The sequence below is a fragment of the Micromonospora kangleipakensis genome, from assembly GCF_004217615.1.
GTDB classification, from domain to species: Bacteria; Actinomycetota; Actinomycetes; order Mycobacteriales; family Micromonosporaceae; genus Micromonospora; species Micromonospora kangleipakensis.
Genome location: NZ_SHLD01000001.1, coordinates 3,777,681 through 3,794,533 on the forward strand (window position 1 = coordinate 3,777,681; position 16,853 = coordinate 3,794,533).

Consider the following 16,853-nt stretch of genomic DNA (forward strand, 5'->3'; position numbering starts at 1 on the left):
GCGGCCCGCCGGCCCGGCCCGCTCAGCCGGCGTTCATCCCGGCGCCGACCTCCTCGATCGCGTCCTCGATCCGGTGGGCCAGTTCGACGTCGAGGACGGTCACCCCGTCGACCCGTTGGGTCCGCACGGTCAGCACGGCGCTGTCCGGGTCCGGCCGGCCGATCTGCGGGGCGCGGCCGACCTCGGTCCGGAGTTGGTCGAGCCGGTCGAGCACCCGGTCCAGGTTGTCCGGCGGCAGCTCGATCGTGCGCACCAGCGACCGCCGGTCGCTCGACCAGTACCGCAGGCCGCTGAGCGCGTCCCGCAGCTCCTGCTCGGCCAGTGGGGCCGTGGCCGACCTCGGACCCACCAGGCCACCGCCGGGCTCCGGCGGCGTGAGCAGGTCCCGCAACCCGTCCGGTACGCGCAGCGACTCGACGAGGTCGCCGTCGGCGTGGGCCAGCGCCGCGAGGGTCGCCTCGGCCTGGTACCGCGCCTGCTCCGGGGTGCGGCCGCTGATCCGGGCCACCTCGGCGAGGAAGCCCGCCAGGTCGTGGTGCCGTTCGATGCCGTCCACCGGCACCACGTCGTGCAGCTTCATCGGCACCGCCTCGAGCAGCCGTTCCCGCGCCGCCTCGTCCAACGCCCAGGCCAACGCCAGCACGGTCGCCTCGGCACCCACCTTGGCGGTGGAGAAGTCGACCCCGGCCCGGCGGCCGACGTCGTCGACCAGGGCGCGATACCCGACAGCGGTCACCGCGGGAGTGCCCTTGCCGGGCTCAGGGAGCGGCCGACCGGGCTGCTGCACAGAGCGCTCCGGCGGGGCGGGACCGCCCCGGGGGATGTTCGGCTTGCGCCGACCGGCGGGCGGCGGACCGTGCCGCCGGCCCTGGTCCAGGGAGGTGATCTGCTTGGACGCGCTCAGGCTCGCGCGGACCTGGCTGGGCTGCCGACCCCGCTCCCGGGCCTCCCGGGCCAGGGCCCGGCGGCGCTGGTTGTCGCCCTCCATCTGCTTGCGCATCGTCACACCTCGTTCCTCGTCGGGTTCGGCCTTCCGCGCGTCGCCTTCCCGCCGTCGCGGGGAAGGAAACGGCCACGGCCGGCGCGCCGCGGGGAGCGCGTGTCAGCTTCATTCGCTGGGGGTGAGGGGCGTTCACCCGGCGGCGGCCCACGATCGGGGTGGACCGGGAAACTTCCGATGCACGCGGAAGGGAAGGTCGTCATGAAGAGGATCGTCGAGATCGTCCCCGCCCGACCCGGCTGGTACGCCCGGTGGCAGGTCGACCCCGAGGCCACCCGCTGCTACCCGGTGACCCTGTGGGCGCTGCTGGAGGAGACCGACGGAACCGGCCGTGAGGTGGTCGGCGTCGACTCTGTCGGACAGTGGCCCGGAGCGGACGACAACGAGGCGGGTGGGGAGTTCGTCCGCTATCTCTTCCAGACGCCCGATTCCGGCCCGCCGGATGACGCGGAGCCGTCCGCGGCGAAGGAGCTGCGGTCGACGGGCCCGCGGTTGCAGCCGGTCCCCGCCGCCTGAGCCACCCTCCCCGGCCCCCGGCCCCTGGTCCCAGGGTCGGGGGCCATCCCCTTGCCACGGGCGGGATGACCCGCGATCAGCCCGCCTCGCGGGCGTCGTCGGTCGCGGCGGGCCGTGGCACCGCCAGCAGCTCGCCCAGCCCGGTGCGGTCGAGCAGCTGCTGGACCTGCGGGTTCATCCCGGTGAGCTGGATCGGCCCGGTGCCGGCGCGGTGGATCACCACGAAGGCGCTCAGCCCGGAGGAGTCGCAGAGCCCTACGCCGCCGAGGTCGATCAGCAGCTCCTGGTAGCCGTCGAGACGGAGCTCCGCGGCGGTGGCGATGAGTTCCGGCGCGGTGTCGAAGTCCAGCTCGCCGGTCAGCCGCAGCCGGGCTCGTCCGGCGCCGAGCCGGCTCACCTCGATGGTCAACAGCTGGGCGGGCATGGGTTCATGTTCCCAGGCCGACGTGATCGGGAAACCCCGGGTGTGCCTCAGGCGGAGGCGGATCTCTCCCTGGCGTCCCCGGCGGTGGGCCACCCGGGACGGACGCTGAGCGGTGGCCGGGCGAGCAGGCCGGTGACCCCGGTGATGTCCAGGATCGTCGCCAGGAACCGGGGGGTCTCGGGTAGCCGGATCACGGTGCCGTGCTGCGACCCTGATCGCGGGAGCGCCCGGGTCGGAGCGGTCGGATCGTAACAACCCCGGAACCACCCCGCTCGGCGTCGCCGACGGCGGCTGGCGGACCTGCCGTGCGGTGCCGGTCCCGGCATACCGGCGTAGGGTGGGGCGAGGGGATTGGACCACATACGCCGTTTCGGGTGGACCGCGGGTAGCGACGCCGCGGGTGTCGACAAGGAGTGGGGCTTAGCTGGTGACTGCTGCCGACGTCAGGGATGCTGACCCGGGCGACGGACGGATCTCCACGCCGAGTACCGCACGGGCTTCGGCGCGGTCCGCCGGCGTCCCGGCGGCGTCCACCCTGCCACCGCTGGCCCCGGATCGCGGCGCGGCCACCCCCGACTGGTCCGAGGTGGTGGAGCACTTCCGCGAGGGACTGATCGTCTGCGACGCCGATGGCGTGGTGCGACACCTCAGCCCGGTCGCGGAGCGGCTCCTGCCGGAGGTCGTGCCGGGCGAGCTGCTCGCCGCCGCCGGTCTCGCCTCGCTCACGGGCGGCGGACCCGCCGAGTTCACCCACCATGGTCACCGGCTGCGGGTGCGGCAGGTGCCCCTCTCGGCCGCCCGCTGCTGCTGGTACGTCGAGGACGTCACCGAGAGCGTAAGCCGCGCCGACGCGCTGCTGGCCGAGCGGGCCCGCTCGGCGTTCCTCGCCGCGGTCGGGGAGAAGCTCGGCAACCCGCTGCACCCGGACCGCGCCGCAGCCGCCGTGGTGCGGCTCGCGGTGCCCACCCTCTCCGACGTCGCCGTGCTGGTGCTGGCCCCCCGCTCAGGGCGGGCCCGCTGGTGGCGGGCGTCCCGGTCCGACGACGAGGCGCCGGCGGTGGACAGCGGCGTGCTGACCGCCGCCGACCTGCCCGCGGCGATCGAGGAGGGGCTGGCGGGCATCGAGCCGCACACGCTGGACTGGCTGGTCGAGCAGGCGGTGGAGGCCGGCTGGCTGCCCGGGATGACCGCCGCCGAGGCGACCGCCCGCGTCGTGCCGCTGCCCGGCCGGGACATGCCGGCCGGGGTGCTGCTCGTCGCCCGGCGCGCCAGCCGGTGGTACGACGAGGCCGACGTCCACCTGGTCCGGGCCTTCGCGGCGCGGGCCGGCGCCGCGCTGACCACCGCGGTGCTCTACCGCGACCAGGCCGAGGTCGCCGACACCCTCCAGGCCAGCCTGGTGCCGGTGGAGCCGGCCCCGGCGCCCGGAGTGCAGTGGGGCACCGCGTACCGGCCGGCGCAGGCGGGGTTGCGCATCGGCGGCGACTTCTACGGCTCACACCGGTTGGCCGACGGTGGCTCGGTCTTCTTCCTCGGGGACGTGTCGGGCAAGGGGGTGGAGGCGGCCGTCTTCACCGGCCAGCTCCGGCAGTGCCTCCAGGCGCTGCACCGGGTGGAGTCGCACCCCGGACGCCTGCTGCGGCTGCTCAACGACGCGCTGCTGGAGACCACCCAGGCGCACGGACAGGGGCGGTTCGCCACCATGGTGCTCGGGGTGGTCCGCCCGCACCGGGACGGCAGCCTCAGCCTGATGATGGCCGGCGGCGGGCACCTGCCGCCGCTGGTGCTGCGCGCCTCCGGCGAGGTCGAGGTGGTGCCGCTGAGCGGGATGCTGATCGGCGTGGTGCCGGATCCCCGGATCGGCGAGGTCACCGTCCGGTTGGAGCCGGGGGAGACCTGCCTGCTGTACAGCGACGGGGTGACCGAGGCCCGTGGCGGCCGGCGCGGCGACGAGCAGTTCGGCGCCGAGCGGCTGTTCACCGCGCTCTCCGGCTGCCACCGGATGCCGGCGCCGGCCCTGGCCGAGCGGATCGAGCAGGTGACCTGCGACTGGCTGGCCCATGGTGACCACGACGACATCGCGGTGCTCGCCCTGCGGGCGACCGGTCCGGGGGCGCGGACGCCCCGACACCTGCACGCGGTGCCGGCCCCGGCCCGCCCCGACCACTCGAGGGAGACCTACGCGTGACCGCCACGACCATCGAGACCGACCCGGCCCACGCCTACCCCGGCTACCTCCAGTCCCTGGAGGAGGCCGACGAGTACGCCGCCGTCGAGGTGGCGCTGGGGCTGCTCGAGGCCGGGGTGCCGGCGGAGCGGGTGCTGCTCGACCTGGTCGCCCCGGCGCAGGCCGAGGTGGGGGAGCGCTGGGCGCGCAACGAGTGGAGCGTCGCCCAGGAGCACGCGGCCACGCACATCAGCGAGCGGGTGGTGGCAGCCGTCGCCGGGTACGCCAACCCGCGGCCGACCCGCGGCCGGCTCGTGGTCGCCTGCCTGGACGGCGAGTGGCACGCGCTGCCGCCCCGTCTGGTGGCCGAGGTGCTGCGCCTCCGGGGCTGGCAGGTCACCTTCCTCGGCGCCAGCGTCCCCGCCGCGCACCTGGTGTCCTACCTGCACCGGTACGACGCGCACGCGGTCCTGCTGGCCTGCGCGCTGCCGATGCGGCTGCCGCACGCGCACCGCATGATCGAGGCGTGTCGCCGCTCCGACGTGCCGGTGGTGGTCGGGGGGCGCGGGTTCGGCGACGACGGGCGCTGGGCGCGACGGCTGGGGGTGGCGTGGGCGCCGGACGCGCCGACCGCCGCCGACCTGGTCGCCGACGAGCGGGCGCTGCGCCGGGTACCGCCGACCCAGCTCGACCACCTCGCCGACGACGAGTACGCCAGCCTGGTCAGGCGGCGCGGCGAGCTGATCGACAGCGCGCTGGCGGACCTGCGGGAGCGGGTGCCCGCGGTGCACGACTACACCCCGGCGCAGCTGGACTCGACCATCAGCGACCTGGGCTACATCATCGACTTCCTGGCCGCCGCCCTCTACGTCGACGACGCCACCCTCTTCACCGACTTCGTCGGGTGGCTGGTGACGATCCTGACCAGCCGCGGGGTGCCGGCGGGTGCGGTCGGGCTCACCCTGGAGCATTATGGACAGACGCTGCGGGACTTTCCCCGGGCGGCGCGGTTCCTCGACGGCGGCCGGGCGCTGGTGAGCGCAGCAGGCCGGCCGCGGCGCTGACCGGTCAGGTACGGGCGTCGGGACGCCTCCTGCTTATACTTGCTGCACTGCAAGCATTCGCCTGCGGTGGGAGCGAGAGGGACCGCGTTGCCGTTCACCGTCACCTACGCCCAGCGGGCCGACGGTCGGGCGTGCCTGCGGCTCGCCGGTGAGCTCGACATGAGCACCGCCCCCGAGCTGAACGCCGAGATCGACCGGCTCCGCGCCGACGGTGAGCGGTACCTGCTGATCGATCTCACCGAGCTGACCTTCTGCGACTCGACCGGCATCGCGGCGTTCGTCCGCGGCGACAACCGGGCCTCGGCCGACGGCGGCTGGCTGCGGGTCACCGGGGCCAGCGGGCGGGTGGAGCGGGTGCTGCAGGTGACCGGGCTCGCCGAGGTCCTGCGCTACGACGCGGACACGCCCGACCCGGCCTCGCCGTCGCGCCCCTGATGGGCTAGATTTCCCCGCCAGCAGGTGACCGAGAGGTCCCGTTCCGCCACCGAGACGAAGCAGGTAAACCGATGGGTCCAGGCAGCCCGAGCCCCGTTCGTATCCTGGTGGTGGACGACGATCCGGGCGACGTCCTGATGATCGAGGAGGCCCTCGAGGACTCCGACGTCGAGAAGGTCATCGACGTGGTCAACGACGGCCAGGAGGCGATGGAGTTCCTCCGGCGCGAGGGTCGGCACATCGACGCCCGCCGCCCCGACATGATCCTTCTGGACCTGAACATGCCCCGGATGGACGGCCGGCAGGTGCTCGGCGAGGTGAAGCAGGACGAGGACCTGCGCACCATCCCGATCGTCGTGCTCACCACGTCGAACGCGGACACCGACATCGTCGGCAGCTACACGCTGCAGGCCAACGCGTACGTGACGAAGCCGATCGACCTCGACGACTTCAACGACGTGGTGCGGCGCATCGACGAGTTCTTCGGCCGCGTGGTCGTGCTGCCCAAGCGCTCCTGAGCGTCGTTCGTCCGGATCGCCGCCGGCTGGGGTGCCGGGGGCGGGGATTGTCCACGCGCGGTCGCCGGTCGTCGACCGCCCTCGGATGCTGAACATTTTTCCTGAACCGCCCCGGCGGTCACCGGCAGCACCCAGGATCGGCAGGTGGGGAAGAAACATCAGCTGCCTGGGGGGCGACAGTATGAGGTTCTCCGTCGTTGAGACCGGTTACGACCAGCGGCAGGTGGACTCCTGCCTGGACGAGCTGGGGATCCGGTTGACCCGGCTCGCGGCGCGGGCGGAGAGCGCAGCCGGCGCCGGTCGTGAGTGGGACCAGATCCGGCAGGAGGCGACCCACCTCTGCGACCTGCTCGACCGGCGGGGCGCGGCCGAGGCGGGCGACGTGGCGGCCGTGCGGGCCGGCGCGACGGCGGTGGAGCGGGAGGCGGCGCTGCTGGCCCGGGCCCGTGGCGAACTCGACGCCGCCCGCGCCGAGGCACGCCTGGTCCGGGAGCGGGCGTACGCCGAGGCGGTGCAGGCCCGCCGCGACTTCGAGGCGGCGCTGCTGGCCCGCCGGCAGCGGGAGGCCCAGGTCGACCATTTTCTCGCCGGCCTGACCGTGGATCCGGTGCCGGCCGACACCCCGACCGCCGCCGCGGCGGTGCCCGGCGGCGGGGTACCGGCGACCCGGCTGGCGACCGCCGCCGGCGAGGCCCCGGTCGAGCCGCCGTCCGAGCGGAGCGCGGCCTGACCGCGGCTCAGATCAGCGCGTCGACCACGGTGGTGGCCCGCTCCTCGTGCTGGGCGTACGCGTCGGGGAAGGCGGAGACCTGCACGGCCTGGGCGGCCTCGGTGATGCTGAGGTCCGCCCAGCCGGGCACCTCGGCCAGCGCCGCGTAGAACGCCCGGGCCGCGTACGCCGGGCGCATCAGCTCGGCGACGGTGCCCCAGCCGCTGCTGGGCCGCTGCTGGAACAGCCCGACCGAGTCGTGGTCGGAGCCGCTGCCCTGGTGCGGGTAGTCGTACGACTCCGGCAGCACGTCGCTGGCCAGGTTGTAGAGGTTGCTCTCCTGCATCGCGGTGGCGATGGCCACGATCAGGGCCCGGCGCGGCAGCTTCCTGTCCCGCCCGACGTCGACGATCACCTTGGCGTTGTCCATCTGGCGCTGGTCCAGGCCGGCGACCGGCCGGGGGCGCTTCGGCCGGACCGGCTTCCGTGCGGCCTTCCTCGTCGGCGTCGGGCTCGGGGTGGCGGCCGGGATCGGGGTGACCGGCACGGCGACCGGCGGGGCGGTCCGCTGGAAGTCACGGGAGGCGCGCTCCTCCGCCTCGGCGGCGGCCGCCGCCCGGTCCGCCATCACCTCGCGTACGGGCTCGTGGCGCTGGCCGGTGTCCCGGGCACCGATGACGGCGACCAGGCCGAGACAGCAGGTCACGCCGGTGGCGACGGCGACCCGGGCCGAGGTCGAGGCGAGGGGTCCGCGGCGCGGCGGCTCCGGGGCCCGGTGCCGGCCGATCGTCCTTTCGGCTGAGGCGGCATCGGTGGGACGGTCGGCGGGCCTCTTCGCGGTCTGCTTCTGCTCGGGGGTGTCGTCGGGATGCACCCGCCGAGGCTAGAAAGCATCCGGCCGGTTGCCATCGGGTCGGTTGGTGGCATGCGCCACAATTTGCCACGATCCGCCGGGGCATTACCCTCGGTGAACCATGAAACCGGCTCATTGGTCGTTTCGGTTTTGTCGGCTATTACCGATCTAGCGGGGCGAACCCCGCGTAAGATCATCTTCGGTACGGGGTGCGCCGACCTCCCCCGTTCGGCCCATGCGCCACCCCACCGACCTGCTGGCGAGCGCTCCGCCGGAGGTGCCGGTCCGCCCCGCCGGACCCCGGTCGACCCGGCTGCCGCCATCGGCCCGCCCTCGCCTTCGCCGCTCGATACGATGCGGACGGTGACGGAGCGTGTGATCGACGAGCGGATGCCCGGTGACCCCCGCGGCCGCCGGGACCGGCGGGGGTTGATCGTCGGCCTGCTCGCCGGCCTGCTCGCCGCGCTGCTCGCCGGCCACCGCGCGGTCCCCAACGTGTACGGCTTCGGCAGCCTGCTGGACAGCGCCACCCCGCTGCTCGGCCTCGGCGTACCGCTGCTCGTGCTCGCCGCGCTGCTGCGCCGGTCCCGGCGGGCGCTCGCGGCGGTGCTGCTCCCGACGGTCGTCTGGGCGGCGCTCTACGGCGGCGCGTGGCTACCGCCGGCGGCCGGGCCCGGCCCGGCCGCGATCCGCGTCGCCAGCCAGAACCTGCGGTCCGGCAATCCCGACCCCGCCGCCACCGTCGACCCGCTGGCCGGCTCCGGCGCCGACCTGATCGCGCTGCAGGAGGTCGACGACGACGATCGGGTCGACGCCGCGCTGCGCCAGCGGTACCCGCACCGGGCCGCCGTGTCGACCGTCGCCCTGTGGAGCCGGTGGCCGATCCGGGACTCCACCGGCGTGGACACCGGACTGGGCTGGACCCGGGCGCTGCGCGCAGTGGTCGCCGCCCCGGGCGGCGACCTGGTGGTCTACGTGGTCCACCTGGGCTCGGCCCGGGCGGGGCACACCGCCACCCGGGACGACACGCTGGCCACACTGGCCAAGACCGTCCGTGCCGACCACGCCCCGCGACTGGTCGTGCTCGGCGACCTGAACACCGCCGCCACCGACCGGGTCTTCGTGCCGCTCACCCGGCTGCTGCGCGACGCCCAGGCGGACGCCGGGCAGGGCTTCGGCTTCACCTGGCCGGCCGAGCTGCCGGTGACCCGCCCCGACCACGTGCTCTACCGGGGGCTGAAACCGACGGCGGCCGGCGTACTGCGCACCCCGGACAGCGACCACCGGGCGGTGACCGCCGGCTTCCGCTGGTGAGCCCGGCGGCTCAGTGCCGGCCGTTCTCCGCCGGGGTGACGGTGAGCCGGTGCCGGCTGTTGTCGCCGCTGGAGAACGGCCAGAGCCGGTCCGCGTACGCGACCAGGTCGGCCAACTGCTCCCGGGTCAGCCCGGCCGAGGAGATTTCGGCGTGCACGTCGGCCCGGTACCGGCCGTCGTCGTCGCGGCCCAGTTTCGCCTCCGCGGTCACCTGGACCGTGTGCGCCTCATTGGTGATGTCGGCGGCAGCCTCCACCGCCGCGTGGTGCAGGCAGGACGCGAACGCGGCGGCGAGCAGCTGCTCGGGCTTCAGCCCGGTGCAGTGCGGCGCCAGCGGCGACGCCAGGGCGGTGGAGAGCCCACCGTCGTCGGTGCGTACGTGTCCGCCCGCAGCGGTCGCGGTGGCCTCGTGCAGCCAGGAACTCGGATCCGGCATCGCGTTCCTCCCGTCACTCACCCGCCCGGCTACCCGGCTCCCACCCGCTGAAACCGGGCCGGGGCCCGGGGGAGGACTCAGCTGGCCCACTCCGTGGGCTGCCGGTCGACGACCATCGCCTCGGTGGACTCGGTCGCCGCCCGGTCGGTCCACGGGGAGACCGGGGCGATCCGCTGCCGGGGCGTCGCGGTCAGCATCGGCACGTAGACCCGGGCGTCCACCACCTCGGCGAGCAGCAGCGCGGCCATCAGGCTGCTGGGGCGCTGGTCCGGGTCGTCGGCCAGGCAGCGCCGGCACAGGTCGGCGACCTCCGCCGGCAGCCCCTCGATCTCCGGCAGCGGCTCCGGCGCCTGCCGCTTCCGCTCACCCAGCAGCTGGGTGGTGCTGCAGGCGGCGTACGGCAGGCGACCGGTCAGGCAGTAGTAGAGCAGCACGCCGAGGGCGTACATGTCCGCTGCGGGGGTGGCGGGCTGCTGGTCCAGCTGCTCCGGGGCAAGGTAGGCGGGGGTGCCCACCACGATGCCGTCCGGGGTGTGGTCCGTCGCGCCCGCCGAGGTGGCGATGCCGAAGTCGAGGACCTTCACGCCCGACGGGGTGAGGATCACGTTCGCCGGCTTCACGTCGCGGTGCACGATGCCGTGCGCGTGCGCGGCGGCCAGGGCGGCGCTCACCTCGGCGCAGACCCGGACGGCGATCCGCCAGTCCAGCGGGCCCTCCCGAAGGTGGGCGGCGAGCGTCTCGCCCTCGGCCAGCTCCATCACGATGTACGGCGCCTCGCGGCCGGGCATCGTCGTCGAGGTGCCGAAGTCGTGCACGCTGGCCACGTTCGGGTGCACCAGCCGGGCCGCCGACCGGGCCTCCTCCCGGATCCGCTCCACCGACGTCGCCTCGTCGAGGCTGGGCGAGATCAGCTTCACCGCGACCGTCCGGTCCAGCACGAGGTCGTGGGCCCGCCAGACCTCCGACATCCCACCGATGCCGACGCGCTGTTCGAGCTCGTACCGCCCGCCCAGCGTCCTCATCGACCACTCCTCGTCCTCGTCCGGGATCCGATCCCGGTGCTTCGGGACGCGGTACCCGGGGCCCGAGCTGGGCAAACCGCCGCGGGTTTGCCGGCCGGGGCCGGCCGCGGCGGGGTAGCTTCCCCTCCAGGGGCGTGGTTACCACGGGTCCCGGCCCGGGGACGGAGGGTGTGCGGGTGGCTGAGGTGCGCGTACGGTTCGTCGGCGGACCCGCCCACGACCTGGTCCGGGAGCTGCCGGCCGACCCCGACGGCGCGCCGCCGCAGTGGTGGATCATGCGCCATCCCGGCCGCGCCGCGCCGCCGGCCGGCGGCGGACCGGACCACCTCTACGAGCGGGACCACCGGGACGGGTACGGCACCTGGACGATGCGTTTCGTCCGGACCGACCCGCTCGGCGCGACCGAGTGACGGCGCCGCGGTCAGGCCGGGGCGGCGCGGCTGGTGTCGAGGCCGACCAGGGCGAGCCGGGCGCCCCGGGCCGCGGCCAGCTGGGCGGTGTGCGCGCCGATGCCCCGGGCGGCCCCGGTCACCAGGACGACCTTGCCGGTCAGCGGGCCGGGACGAGGATCACCCATGGGCATGCCCGGCAAGTTGCCACCGGGTAGCCGGCTGCGGAAGGACCGCCGGGCGCGCCACCGGCCAGGCCCGCACGCCGTGTCCGGCCAGCCACTCCGGGCCGTCCGGACCGCGCGCCAGCGCCGCCACCGCGAGCATCGCGGCCCGCGCCGCGTCCGGCGCGGCGACCGTCACCGCCGCCCACGGCGAGGCCGGCGCCCCTCCGGTACGCGGGTCGCGTACCCCGCCGCCGTCCGCCCGATGCCCGTCCGCGGTGACCAGGGCGCCGCTCGCCAGGCTGCCCGGCCCGCCCTCGACCGCGACCGGCCAGCCGCCGTCCGGCGCCGGCCCGGCGGCGGCCACCCGGGAGCCGACGGCGACCAGCACGCCGGTCCGGTGCCGGACCGCAACCTGCTCGGCGCAGCGCTGCGCCAGGTACGCGGTGGCGGTGGCGCCCAGGTCCAGCCACCTCGGCGGTGGTACCGACAGCAGCTCCCCGCGCAGCGTCACCGCCCGCCAGTCCGCCGTCCGGCCCACCGGCCCCGGCCCGGCGCCGCAGACCGGCAGCGGCCCCCGGACCGCCGCCCGGCGCAGCCGGGCCGCGCCGACGGTCGGGTCCACCGCGCCGCCGCTGGCGTCGGCCGCGCCGAGCGCCACCGCCACCAGGTCCCGCAGCAGCGGGCCGACCGGCACGGGGCGACCGGCGGCGCGGTGCGCCCGGGCCAGCTCCGACTCGGCGGTGCGCAGCGCGGCCAGCCGGCCCGCCACCGCGCGCCGGGCCGCCGGCAGCGCCGTCCGCTCGGTCACCGCCACCCGCACCGGCCGGTCCCGCCACCACCAGCGGACCTCGAAGGTCCCGTTCAGGTTCATCTCGGCAGCCTGCGGGCCGTGCCTGGAGGGGACGTGGGTCGGGCCTGTGGCCCCGCTGTGCGTCGGCCGCGCCGGGTGGCGCCGGGGTCACAGACGAGCGGGCACGATCGGCACCGGGGGCGGGGCGGAGACCTGTCGGGGCCCCGATCCAGGGTCGACGACCGGCCGACGGCGGGCCTCGCGCGAGAGCGTCCCGGCGGGCCCGCACAGCTGGTACACAGGATCGGGACAGGCCCGGCACAGCGGAGCGACCCACGATGGGGGACATGGTCATGGACGGGCAAGCCACACAGGGCCGGATCGAGCTGCGCCGCCCCGACGGGGAACCGGTGCGGGTGCTGGTGGTCGACGACGAGCCGACGCTGACCGACCTGCTCTCGATGGCCCTGCGCTACGAGGGCTGGCAGGTGCGCAGCGCGGGCAACGGGATGGCGGCGCTGAGCACCGCCCGGCAGTTCCAGCCCGACGCGGTGGTGCTCGACGTGATGCTGCCCGACCTGGACGGCTTCCAGGTGCTGCGCCGACTGCGCGAGCAGACCCCCACCGTGCCGGTGCTCTTCCTCACCGCGCGCGACGCAGTGGAGGAGCGGATCGCCGGGCTCACCGTCGGCGGCGACGACTACGTCACCAAGCCGTTCAGCCTGGAGGAGGTGATCGCCCGGCTGCGCGCGCTGCTGCGCCGCTCCGGCTTCGCGGTCGCCACCCGGGAGGACGCCGTGCTCACCGTCGGCGACCTCAGCCTGGACGAGGACAGCCACGAGGTCCGCCGGGGCGACGACCTGATCACCCTCACCGCGACCGAGTTCGAACTGCTCCGCTACCTGATGCGCAACCCGCGCCGGGTGCTGAGCAAGGCGCAGATCCTCGACCGGGTCTGGAACTACGACTTCGGCGGCCAGGCCAACGTCGTCGAGCTCTACATCTCGTACCTGCGGAAGAAGATCGACGCGGGCCGCGGGCCGATGATCCACACGCTGCGCGGCGCGGGGTATGTCCTCAAGCCCGCGGAGTGACCGACCCGGGCGGCTGCGGCGCCGGCTGGCCGGCTGGTCGCTGCGCCGCCGGCTGGTGGTCTCCGTGGTGGCGCTGCTCGCCCTGGTCAGCATCGGCATCGGCGGCCTCACCACGGTCGCCCTGCGACACTTCCTGATCGGCCAGGTGGACAACCAGCTCACCATGGGCGACCGGCGCGCCGACAACCTGCCGCCCTGGTTCCGGCAGCCCGGCGATCGGCGGCCGGGTCCCGGCACCCAGCCGGCCGCTCTGGAGCCGCCGCGCGGCTTCCCGCCCGGCTCGATCGCGATGCGGGTCGCCGACGGGGTCACGACGGCGACGGCCCGAGCCGAATCCGGGGGAGTCGACGCGGTTCCGGCCACCGACATCACCTCACTTGCCGCGCTGCCGACCGACGGGCAGCCACGTACCGTTGAGCTCGACGACCGCGGTGACTACCGCGCGGTGGCCCATCGGACGGCCGACGGCGACGTACTCGGCGTCGCCATCCCCCTCTCCGGCGTCGAGGAGACGGTCATGTGGATGATCGTCGCCCAGGCCGGCGTGGTCACCGCCGGGCTGCTGATCGCCGGCAGCCTCGGCGCGCTCATCGTCCGGGCCACCCTGCGCCCGCTGAACCGGGTCGCCGCCACCGCCAGCCGGGTCACCGAGCTGCCGCTGGACCGGGGCGAGGTGGCGCTGTCGGTGCGGGTGCCGGAGGCCGACACCGACCCGCGTACCGAGGTGGGCCAGGTCGGCGGCGCGCTCAACCGGATGCTCGGGCACGTCGCCGCCGCGCTCGCCGCGCGGCAGGCCAGCGAGACGCGGGTACGCCAGTTCGTCGCCGACGCCAGCCACGAGCTGCGGACCCCCCTCGCGGCCATCCGCGGGTACGCCGAGGTGGCCCGGCGCGGCCGGGACCGGGTGCCGCCGGACGTGGCCCACGCGCTGCGCCGGGTGGAGTCGGAGAGCACCCGGATGACCAGCCTCGTCGACGACCTCCTGCTGCTGGCCCGGCTCGACTCCGGCCGGCCCCTGGCGGCCGAACCGGTCGACCTGACCGCGCTGGTCGTCGACGCGGTCAGCGACGCGCACGTGGCCGGCCCGGAGCACCGCTGGCAGCTCGACCTGCCCGACGAGCCGATGGCCGTGACCGGGGACGGGGCCCGGCTGCACCAGGTGGTGGCGAACCTGCTCGCCAACGCGCGGGTGCACACCCCACCCGGCACGACCGTGACCACCCGGCTGGCCCCGGTCCCCGGCGGGGTCGAACTCAGTGTCGCCGACGACGGGCCGGGCATCCCGGCCGACCTGCAGGAAGACGTTTTCGAGCGGTTCGCCCGCGGGGACAGCTCCCGGTCGCGGGCGCACGGCAGCACCGGGCTCGGCCTGGCCATCGTGGCTGCCGTGGTGGAGGCCCACCACGGCCGGGTCGACGTGGCCAGCCGCCCCGGCCGCACGGTCTTCACGGTGTGGCTGCCGGCTTCCACAGCCGACGCATAGGTCGTTCACGGGGCCGGGTCAGCGGGCCGCCCGAGGCTTGCCGGCATGGACAGAACAGAGAGCCTGTTGACCGCGCCCACGACCGGGCAGCCCACACCGGCCGCCACCTCGGCCTCCATGCCGGCCGCCGCTCCGGCGCCGAAGCCCACCGCGGCCGAACCCGAACCCGTCCGCGCCGACGGCGACCGTCCGCCGCCCGAGCCCGCCCGGGCCGACCCTCGTTGGGCGCGGCCGGCCCTGCTGGCCCTCCTGCTCGCCACCGGACTGCTCTACCTGTGGAGCCTCGGCTCCTCCGGCTGGGCCAACTCGTTCTACTCGGCCGCCGTGCAGGCCGGCTCGGAGAGCTGGAAGGCGTTCTTCTACGGCTCGTCCGACGCGGCCAACTCGATCACCGTCGACAAGACCCCGGCCTCGCTCTGGCTGATGGCCCTCTCCGTGCGGATCTTCGGGCTGAGCAGCTGGTCGATCCTGGTACCCCAGGCGCTGCTCGGCGTCGCCTCGGTCGGCGTGCTGTACGCCGCCGTCCGGCGCTGGTACGGACCCGTGGCCGGACTGATCGCCGGCGCGGTGCTCGCCGCCACCCCGGTGGCGACCCTGATGTCCCGGTTCAACAACCCCGACGCCCTGCTGGCGTTCCTGCTGGTCGCCGCCGCGTACGCCACGGTGCGCGCGGTGGAGACGGCGAGCACCCGCTGGATCACCCTGGTCGGCGCGCTGGTCGGGCTCGGCTTTCTCACCAAGATGCTCCAGGCGTTCGTGGTGATCCCGGTCTTCGCCGGGGTGTACCTGCTGGCCGCCCCGACCGGGCTGGGGCGCCGGGTGTGGCAGCTGCTGCTGTCCGGGCTGGCCGTCGTGGTCGCCGCCGGCTGGTGGGTGGCGGTCGTCGAGCTGGTCCCGGCGAGCGCCCGCCCCTACATCGGCGGGTCGCAGCGGAACAGCATCCTGGAGCTGACCCTCGGCTACAACGGCCTCGGCCGGATCACCGGCGACGAGGAGGGCAGCGTCGGCGGCGGCGCGACGGGCGGCGGCGGTGGTCCGTTCTCCGGGCAGACCGGCTGGCTGCGGATGTTCGACACCGAGGTCGGCGGCCAGATCTCCTGGCTGCTGCCGGCGGCGCTGATCCTGCTGGTGGCCGGCCTGGTGCTGGCGGGCCGGGCGGCGCGGACCGACCGGCGACGGGCCGGGTTGGTGCTCTGGGGCGGCTGGCTGCTGGTGACCGGGCTGATCTTCAGCTTCATGTCCGGGATCTTCCACGCCTACTACACCGTGGCCCTCGCCCCGGCCGTCGGCGCCCTGGTCGGCATCGGGACCGTCCTGCTGTGGCGGGAGCGCATCGCCCCGGCCGCCGCCGTCGCCGCCCCGGCCGGCGGGTACGCCCCGGCCGTCTCGACCGGCCCGGTCCCGCCGCTCGCCGGCACCCTGGTCGCCCCGTCGCCCGGCGGGCCGGCCGCGTCCGTGGCGCCGCCGGCCGCGTCCGGCGAAGTCCCGGCCGAGGCGTCGACCGACTCCGGTGCGGACCCGATCGACGAGGGCACCGCCGGCCGGACCGGCGTGCGGTGGCGCGCCCTGGCCGCCACCGTCACCCTCGCCGTCACCCTCGCGGTCACCGCGTGGTGGTCGTGGCGGCTGCTCGGCCGCAGCGTCGACTGGCACCCGTGGCTGCGCACCGCCGTGCTGGTCGTCGGGCTGGCCGCGGCCGTGCTGATCGTCCTGGCCGACCGGCTGCCCCGCCGGGCCGTTCCGGTGGTGCTCGCGCTCGGCGCGGCCGCCGCGCTGGCCGGGCCGGTGGCGTACTCCCTGGAGACCGCGTCGACGCCGCACACCGGCTCGATCCCGACCGCGGGACCGTTCGTGCAGGGCGCCTTCGGCCCCGGCCGCGGTGGGTTCCAGGGCGGCCGGCTGCCGGGCGGCATGGAACTCCCCGGCGGTGGCCAGTTCCCGGGTTTCCCGGGCGGCGGCCAGAACGGCGCCACCGGCCAGGACGGCCAGCTTCCGGCGTTCCCCGGCGGTGGGCAGAACGGGCAGCTCCCGAGCCTCCCCGGCGGCGCGCAGGGGCAGCTCCCCGGCGGCGACGGTCGCGCGCAGCGCGGCGGCGGCATGGGCGGGCTGCTCGACGCCCGCGAGCCGAGCGCCGAGCTGAAGTCCCTGCTGGCGGCCGACGCCGACGCCTACACCTGGGTGGCGGCGACGATCGGTTCGAACAACGCCTCCGGCTACCAGCTCGCCACCCAGCGGCCGGTGATGGCGATCGGCGGCTTCAACGGCAGCGACCCGTCGCCGACGCTCGCCCAGTTCCAGCGGTACGTCGCGGACGGGAAGATCCACTACTTCATCGGCGGCGGTGGGTTCCGGGCCAACGGTGGCAGCTCCGCCTCCCAGGAGATCGCCTCCTGGGTCGCGGAGAGCTTCACCGCGAAGACCGTCGACGGGGTCACCGTCTACGACCTGACCAGCGGAACGGAGGGCTGAGCG

At 75.4% G+C, this 16,853-nt stretch carries 19 protein-coding genes; 11 read left to right on the plus strand and 8 right to left on the minus strand.

The window, feature by feature from the left end; all coding sequences use genetic code 11:
* Nucleotides 1-22: 22 nt before the first annotated feature.
* Nucleotides 23-1,000 (minus strand): DUF2267 domain-containing protein, encoded by a 978-nt coding sequence (locus tag EV384_RS18165; RefSeq protein ID WP_130334924.1) that lies wholly within the window; start codon nt 998-1,000, stop codon nt 23-25.
* Between the two features lie 201 nt (nt 1,001-1,201).
* On the opposite strand from EV384_RS18165, the gene EV384_RS18170 reads away from it, so the two are divergent.
* Nucleotides 1,202-1,516, plus strand: a complete 315-nt coding sequence (locus tag EV384_RS18170; RefSeq protein WP_130334926.1) for a hypothetical protein — start codon at nt 1,202-1,204, stop codon at nt 1,514-1,516.
* A gap of 76 nt (nt 1,517-1,592) precedes the next feature.
* On the opposite strand, the gene EV384_RS18175 is transcribed toward EV384_RS18170, so the two are convergent.
* Together EV384_RS18175 and EV384_RS36095 are read right to left on the minus strand one after the other, a co-directional pair.
* The gene (locus EV384_RS18175; RefSeq protein WP_130334928.1) at nt 1,593-1,940 is read right to left on the minus strand and encodes an STAS domain-containing protein; all 348 of its coding nucleotides are present in this window, start codon (nt 1,938-1,940) and stop codon (nt 1,593-1,595) included.
* 47 nt (nt 1,941-1,987) lie between these two features.
* A complete protein-coding gene (locus EV384_RS36095) occupies nt 1,988-2,134 on the minus strand; it encodes a hypothetical protein (RefSeq protein ID WP_242624142.1) in 147 nt (48 codons plus the stop codon).
* Between the two features lie 233 nt (nt 2,135-2,367).
* On the opposite strand from EV384_RS36095, the gene EV384_RS18185 reads away from it, so the two are divergent.
* From EV384_RS18185 to EV384_RS18205, 5 genes are all read left to right on the plus strand, one after another.
* Nucleotides 2,368-4,128, plus strand: coding sequence for a PP2C family protein-serine/threonine phosphatase (locus EV384_RS18185; RefSeq protein WP_130334930.1), 1,761 nt, complete (start codon nt 2,368-2,370; stop codon nt 4,126-4,128).
* On the plus strand, nt 4,125-5,171 hold the full coding sequence (locus EV384_RS18190; RefSeq protein WP_130334932.1) for a cobalamin B12-binding domain-containing protein: 1,047 nt from the start codon (nt 4,125-4,127) through the stop codon (nt 5,169-5,171). Before EV384_RS18185 ends, EV384_RS18190 begins: the two co-directional genes overlap by 4 nt.
* Nucleotides 5,172-5,237: 66 nt before the next feature.
* On the plus strand, nt 5,238-5,606 hold the full coding sequence (locus EV384_RS18195; RefSeq protein ID WP_242624143.1) for an STAS domain-containing protein: 369 nt from the start codon (nt 5,238-5,240) through the stop codon (nt 5,604-5,606).
* Between the two features lie 71 nt (nt 5,607-5,677).
* Nucleotides 5,678-6,124 carry a response regulator gene (locus tag EV384_RS18200; RefSeq protein ID WP_130334934.1) on the plus strand — a complete coding sequence of 149 codons (447 nt, stop codon included), beginning with the start codon at nt 5,678-5,680 and terminating at the stop codon, nt 6,122-6,124.
* Nucleotides 6,125-6,305: 181 nt separating this feature from the next.
* A complete protein-coding gene (locus tag EV384_RS18205) occupies nt 6,306-6,854 on the plus strand; it encodes an ATPase (RefSeq protein WP_130334936.1) in 549 nt (182 codons plus the stop codon).
* Nucleotides 6,855-6,861: 7 nt separating this feature from the next.
* Here EV384_RS18205 and EV384_RS18210 read toward each other — a convergent pair whose 3' ends face one another.
* Nucleotides 6,862-7,707, minus strand: coding sequence for a hypothetical protein (locus EV384_RS18210; protein WP_207232359.1), 846 nt, complete (start codon nt 7,705-7,707; stop codon nt 6,862-6,864).
* Between the two features lie 342 nt (nt 7,708-8,049).
* On the opposite strand from EV384_RS18210, the gene EV384_RS18215 reads away from it, so the two are divergent.
* Nucleotides 8,050-9,000 (plus strand): endonuclease/exonuclease/phosphatase family protein, encoded by a 951-nt coding sequence (locus EV384_RS18215; protein WP_242624144.1) that lies wholly within the window; start codon nt 8,050-8,052, stop codon nt 8,998-9,000.
* A gap of 10 nt (nt 9,001-9,010) precedes the next feature.
* Here the strand turns inward: EV384_RS18215 and EV384_RS18220 are convergent, their stop codons facing one another.
* The gene (locus EV384_RS18220) at nt 9,011-9,436 is read right to left on the minus strand and encodes an OsmC family protein (protein ID WP_130334938.1); all 426 of its coding nucleotides are present in this window, start codon (nt 9,434-9,436) and stop codon (nt 9,011-9,013) included.
* 77 nt (nt 9,437-9,513) lie between these two features.
* Entirely contained in the window at nt 9,514-10,458 is a 945-nt protein-coding gene (locus EV384_RS18225; RefSeq protein ID WP_130334940.1) for a serine/threonine-protein kinase, read from the minus strand.
* Between the two features lie 176 nt (nt 10,459-10,634).
* Between EV384_RS18225 and EV384_RS18230 the strand changes: the two genes are divergently transcribed.
* Nucleotides 10,635-10,868 carry a hypothetical protein gene (locus EV384_RS18230; RefSeq protein ID WP_130334942.1) on the plus strand — a complete coding sequence of 78 codons (234 nt, stop codon included), beginning with the start codon at nt 10,635-10,637 and terminating at the stop codon, nt 10,866-10,868.
* An 11-nt stretch (nt 10,869-10,879) separates the two neighbouring features.
* Here the strand turns inward: EV384_RS18230 and EV384_RS18235 are convergent, their stop codons facing one another.
* Nucleotides 10,880-11,041 (minus strand): SDR family NAD(P)-dependent oxidoreductase, encoded by a 162-nt coding sequence (locus tag EV384_RS18235; protein WP_242624571.1) that lies wholly within the window; start codon nt 11,039-11,041, stop codon nt 10,880-10,882.
* Nucleotides 11,028-11,885 (minus strand): FAD:protein FMN transferase, encoded by an 858-nt coding sequence (locus tag EV384_RS18240; protein WP_130334944.1) that lies wholly within the window; start codon nt 11,883-11,885, stop codon nt 11,028-11,030. Before EV384_RS18240 ends, EV384_RS18235 begins: the two co-directional genes overlap by 14 nt.
* Nucleotides 11,886-12,157: 272 nt before the next feature.
* Between EV384_RS18240 and EV384_RS18245 the strand changes: the two genes are divergently transcribed.
* Genes EV384_RS18245 through EV384_RS18255 form a run of 3 tightly spaced genes read left to right on the plus strand, consistent with a single transcriptional unit; the run spans nt 12,158 to nt 16,850 of the window.
* Nucleotides 12,158-12,898, plus strand: coding sequence for a response regulator transcription factor (locus EV384_RS18245; RefSeq protein WP_130334946.1), 741 nt, complete (start codon nt 12,158-12,160; stop codon nt 12,896-12,898).
* Entirely contained in the window at nt 12,876-14,381 is a 1,506-nt protein-coding gene (locus tag EV384_RS18250; protein ID WP_130334948.1) for a sensor histidine kinase, read from the plus strand. Before EV384_RS18245 ends, EV384_RS18250 begins: the two co-directional genes overlap by 23 nt.
* A gap of 45 nt (nt 14,382-14,426) precedes the next feature.
* Nucleotides 14,427-16,850: an ArnT family glycosyltransferase gene (locus EV384_RS18255; RefSeq protein WP_242624145.1), complete on the plus strand. Its 2,424-nt coding sequence runs from the start codon at nt 14,427-14,429 to the stop codon at nt 16,848-16,850.
* Nucleotides 16,851-16,853: the final 3 nt, after the last annotated feature.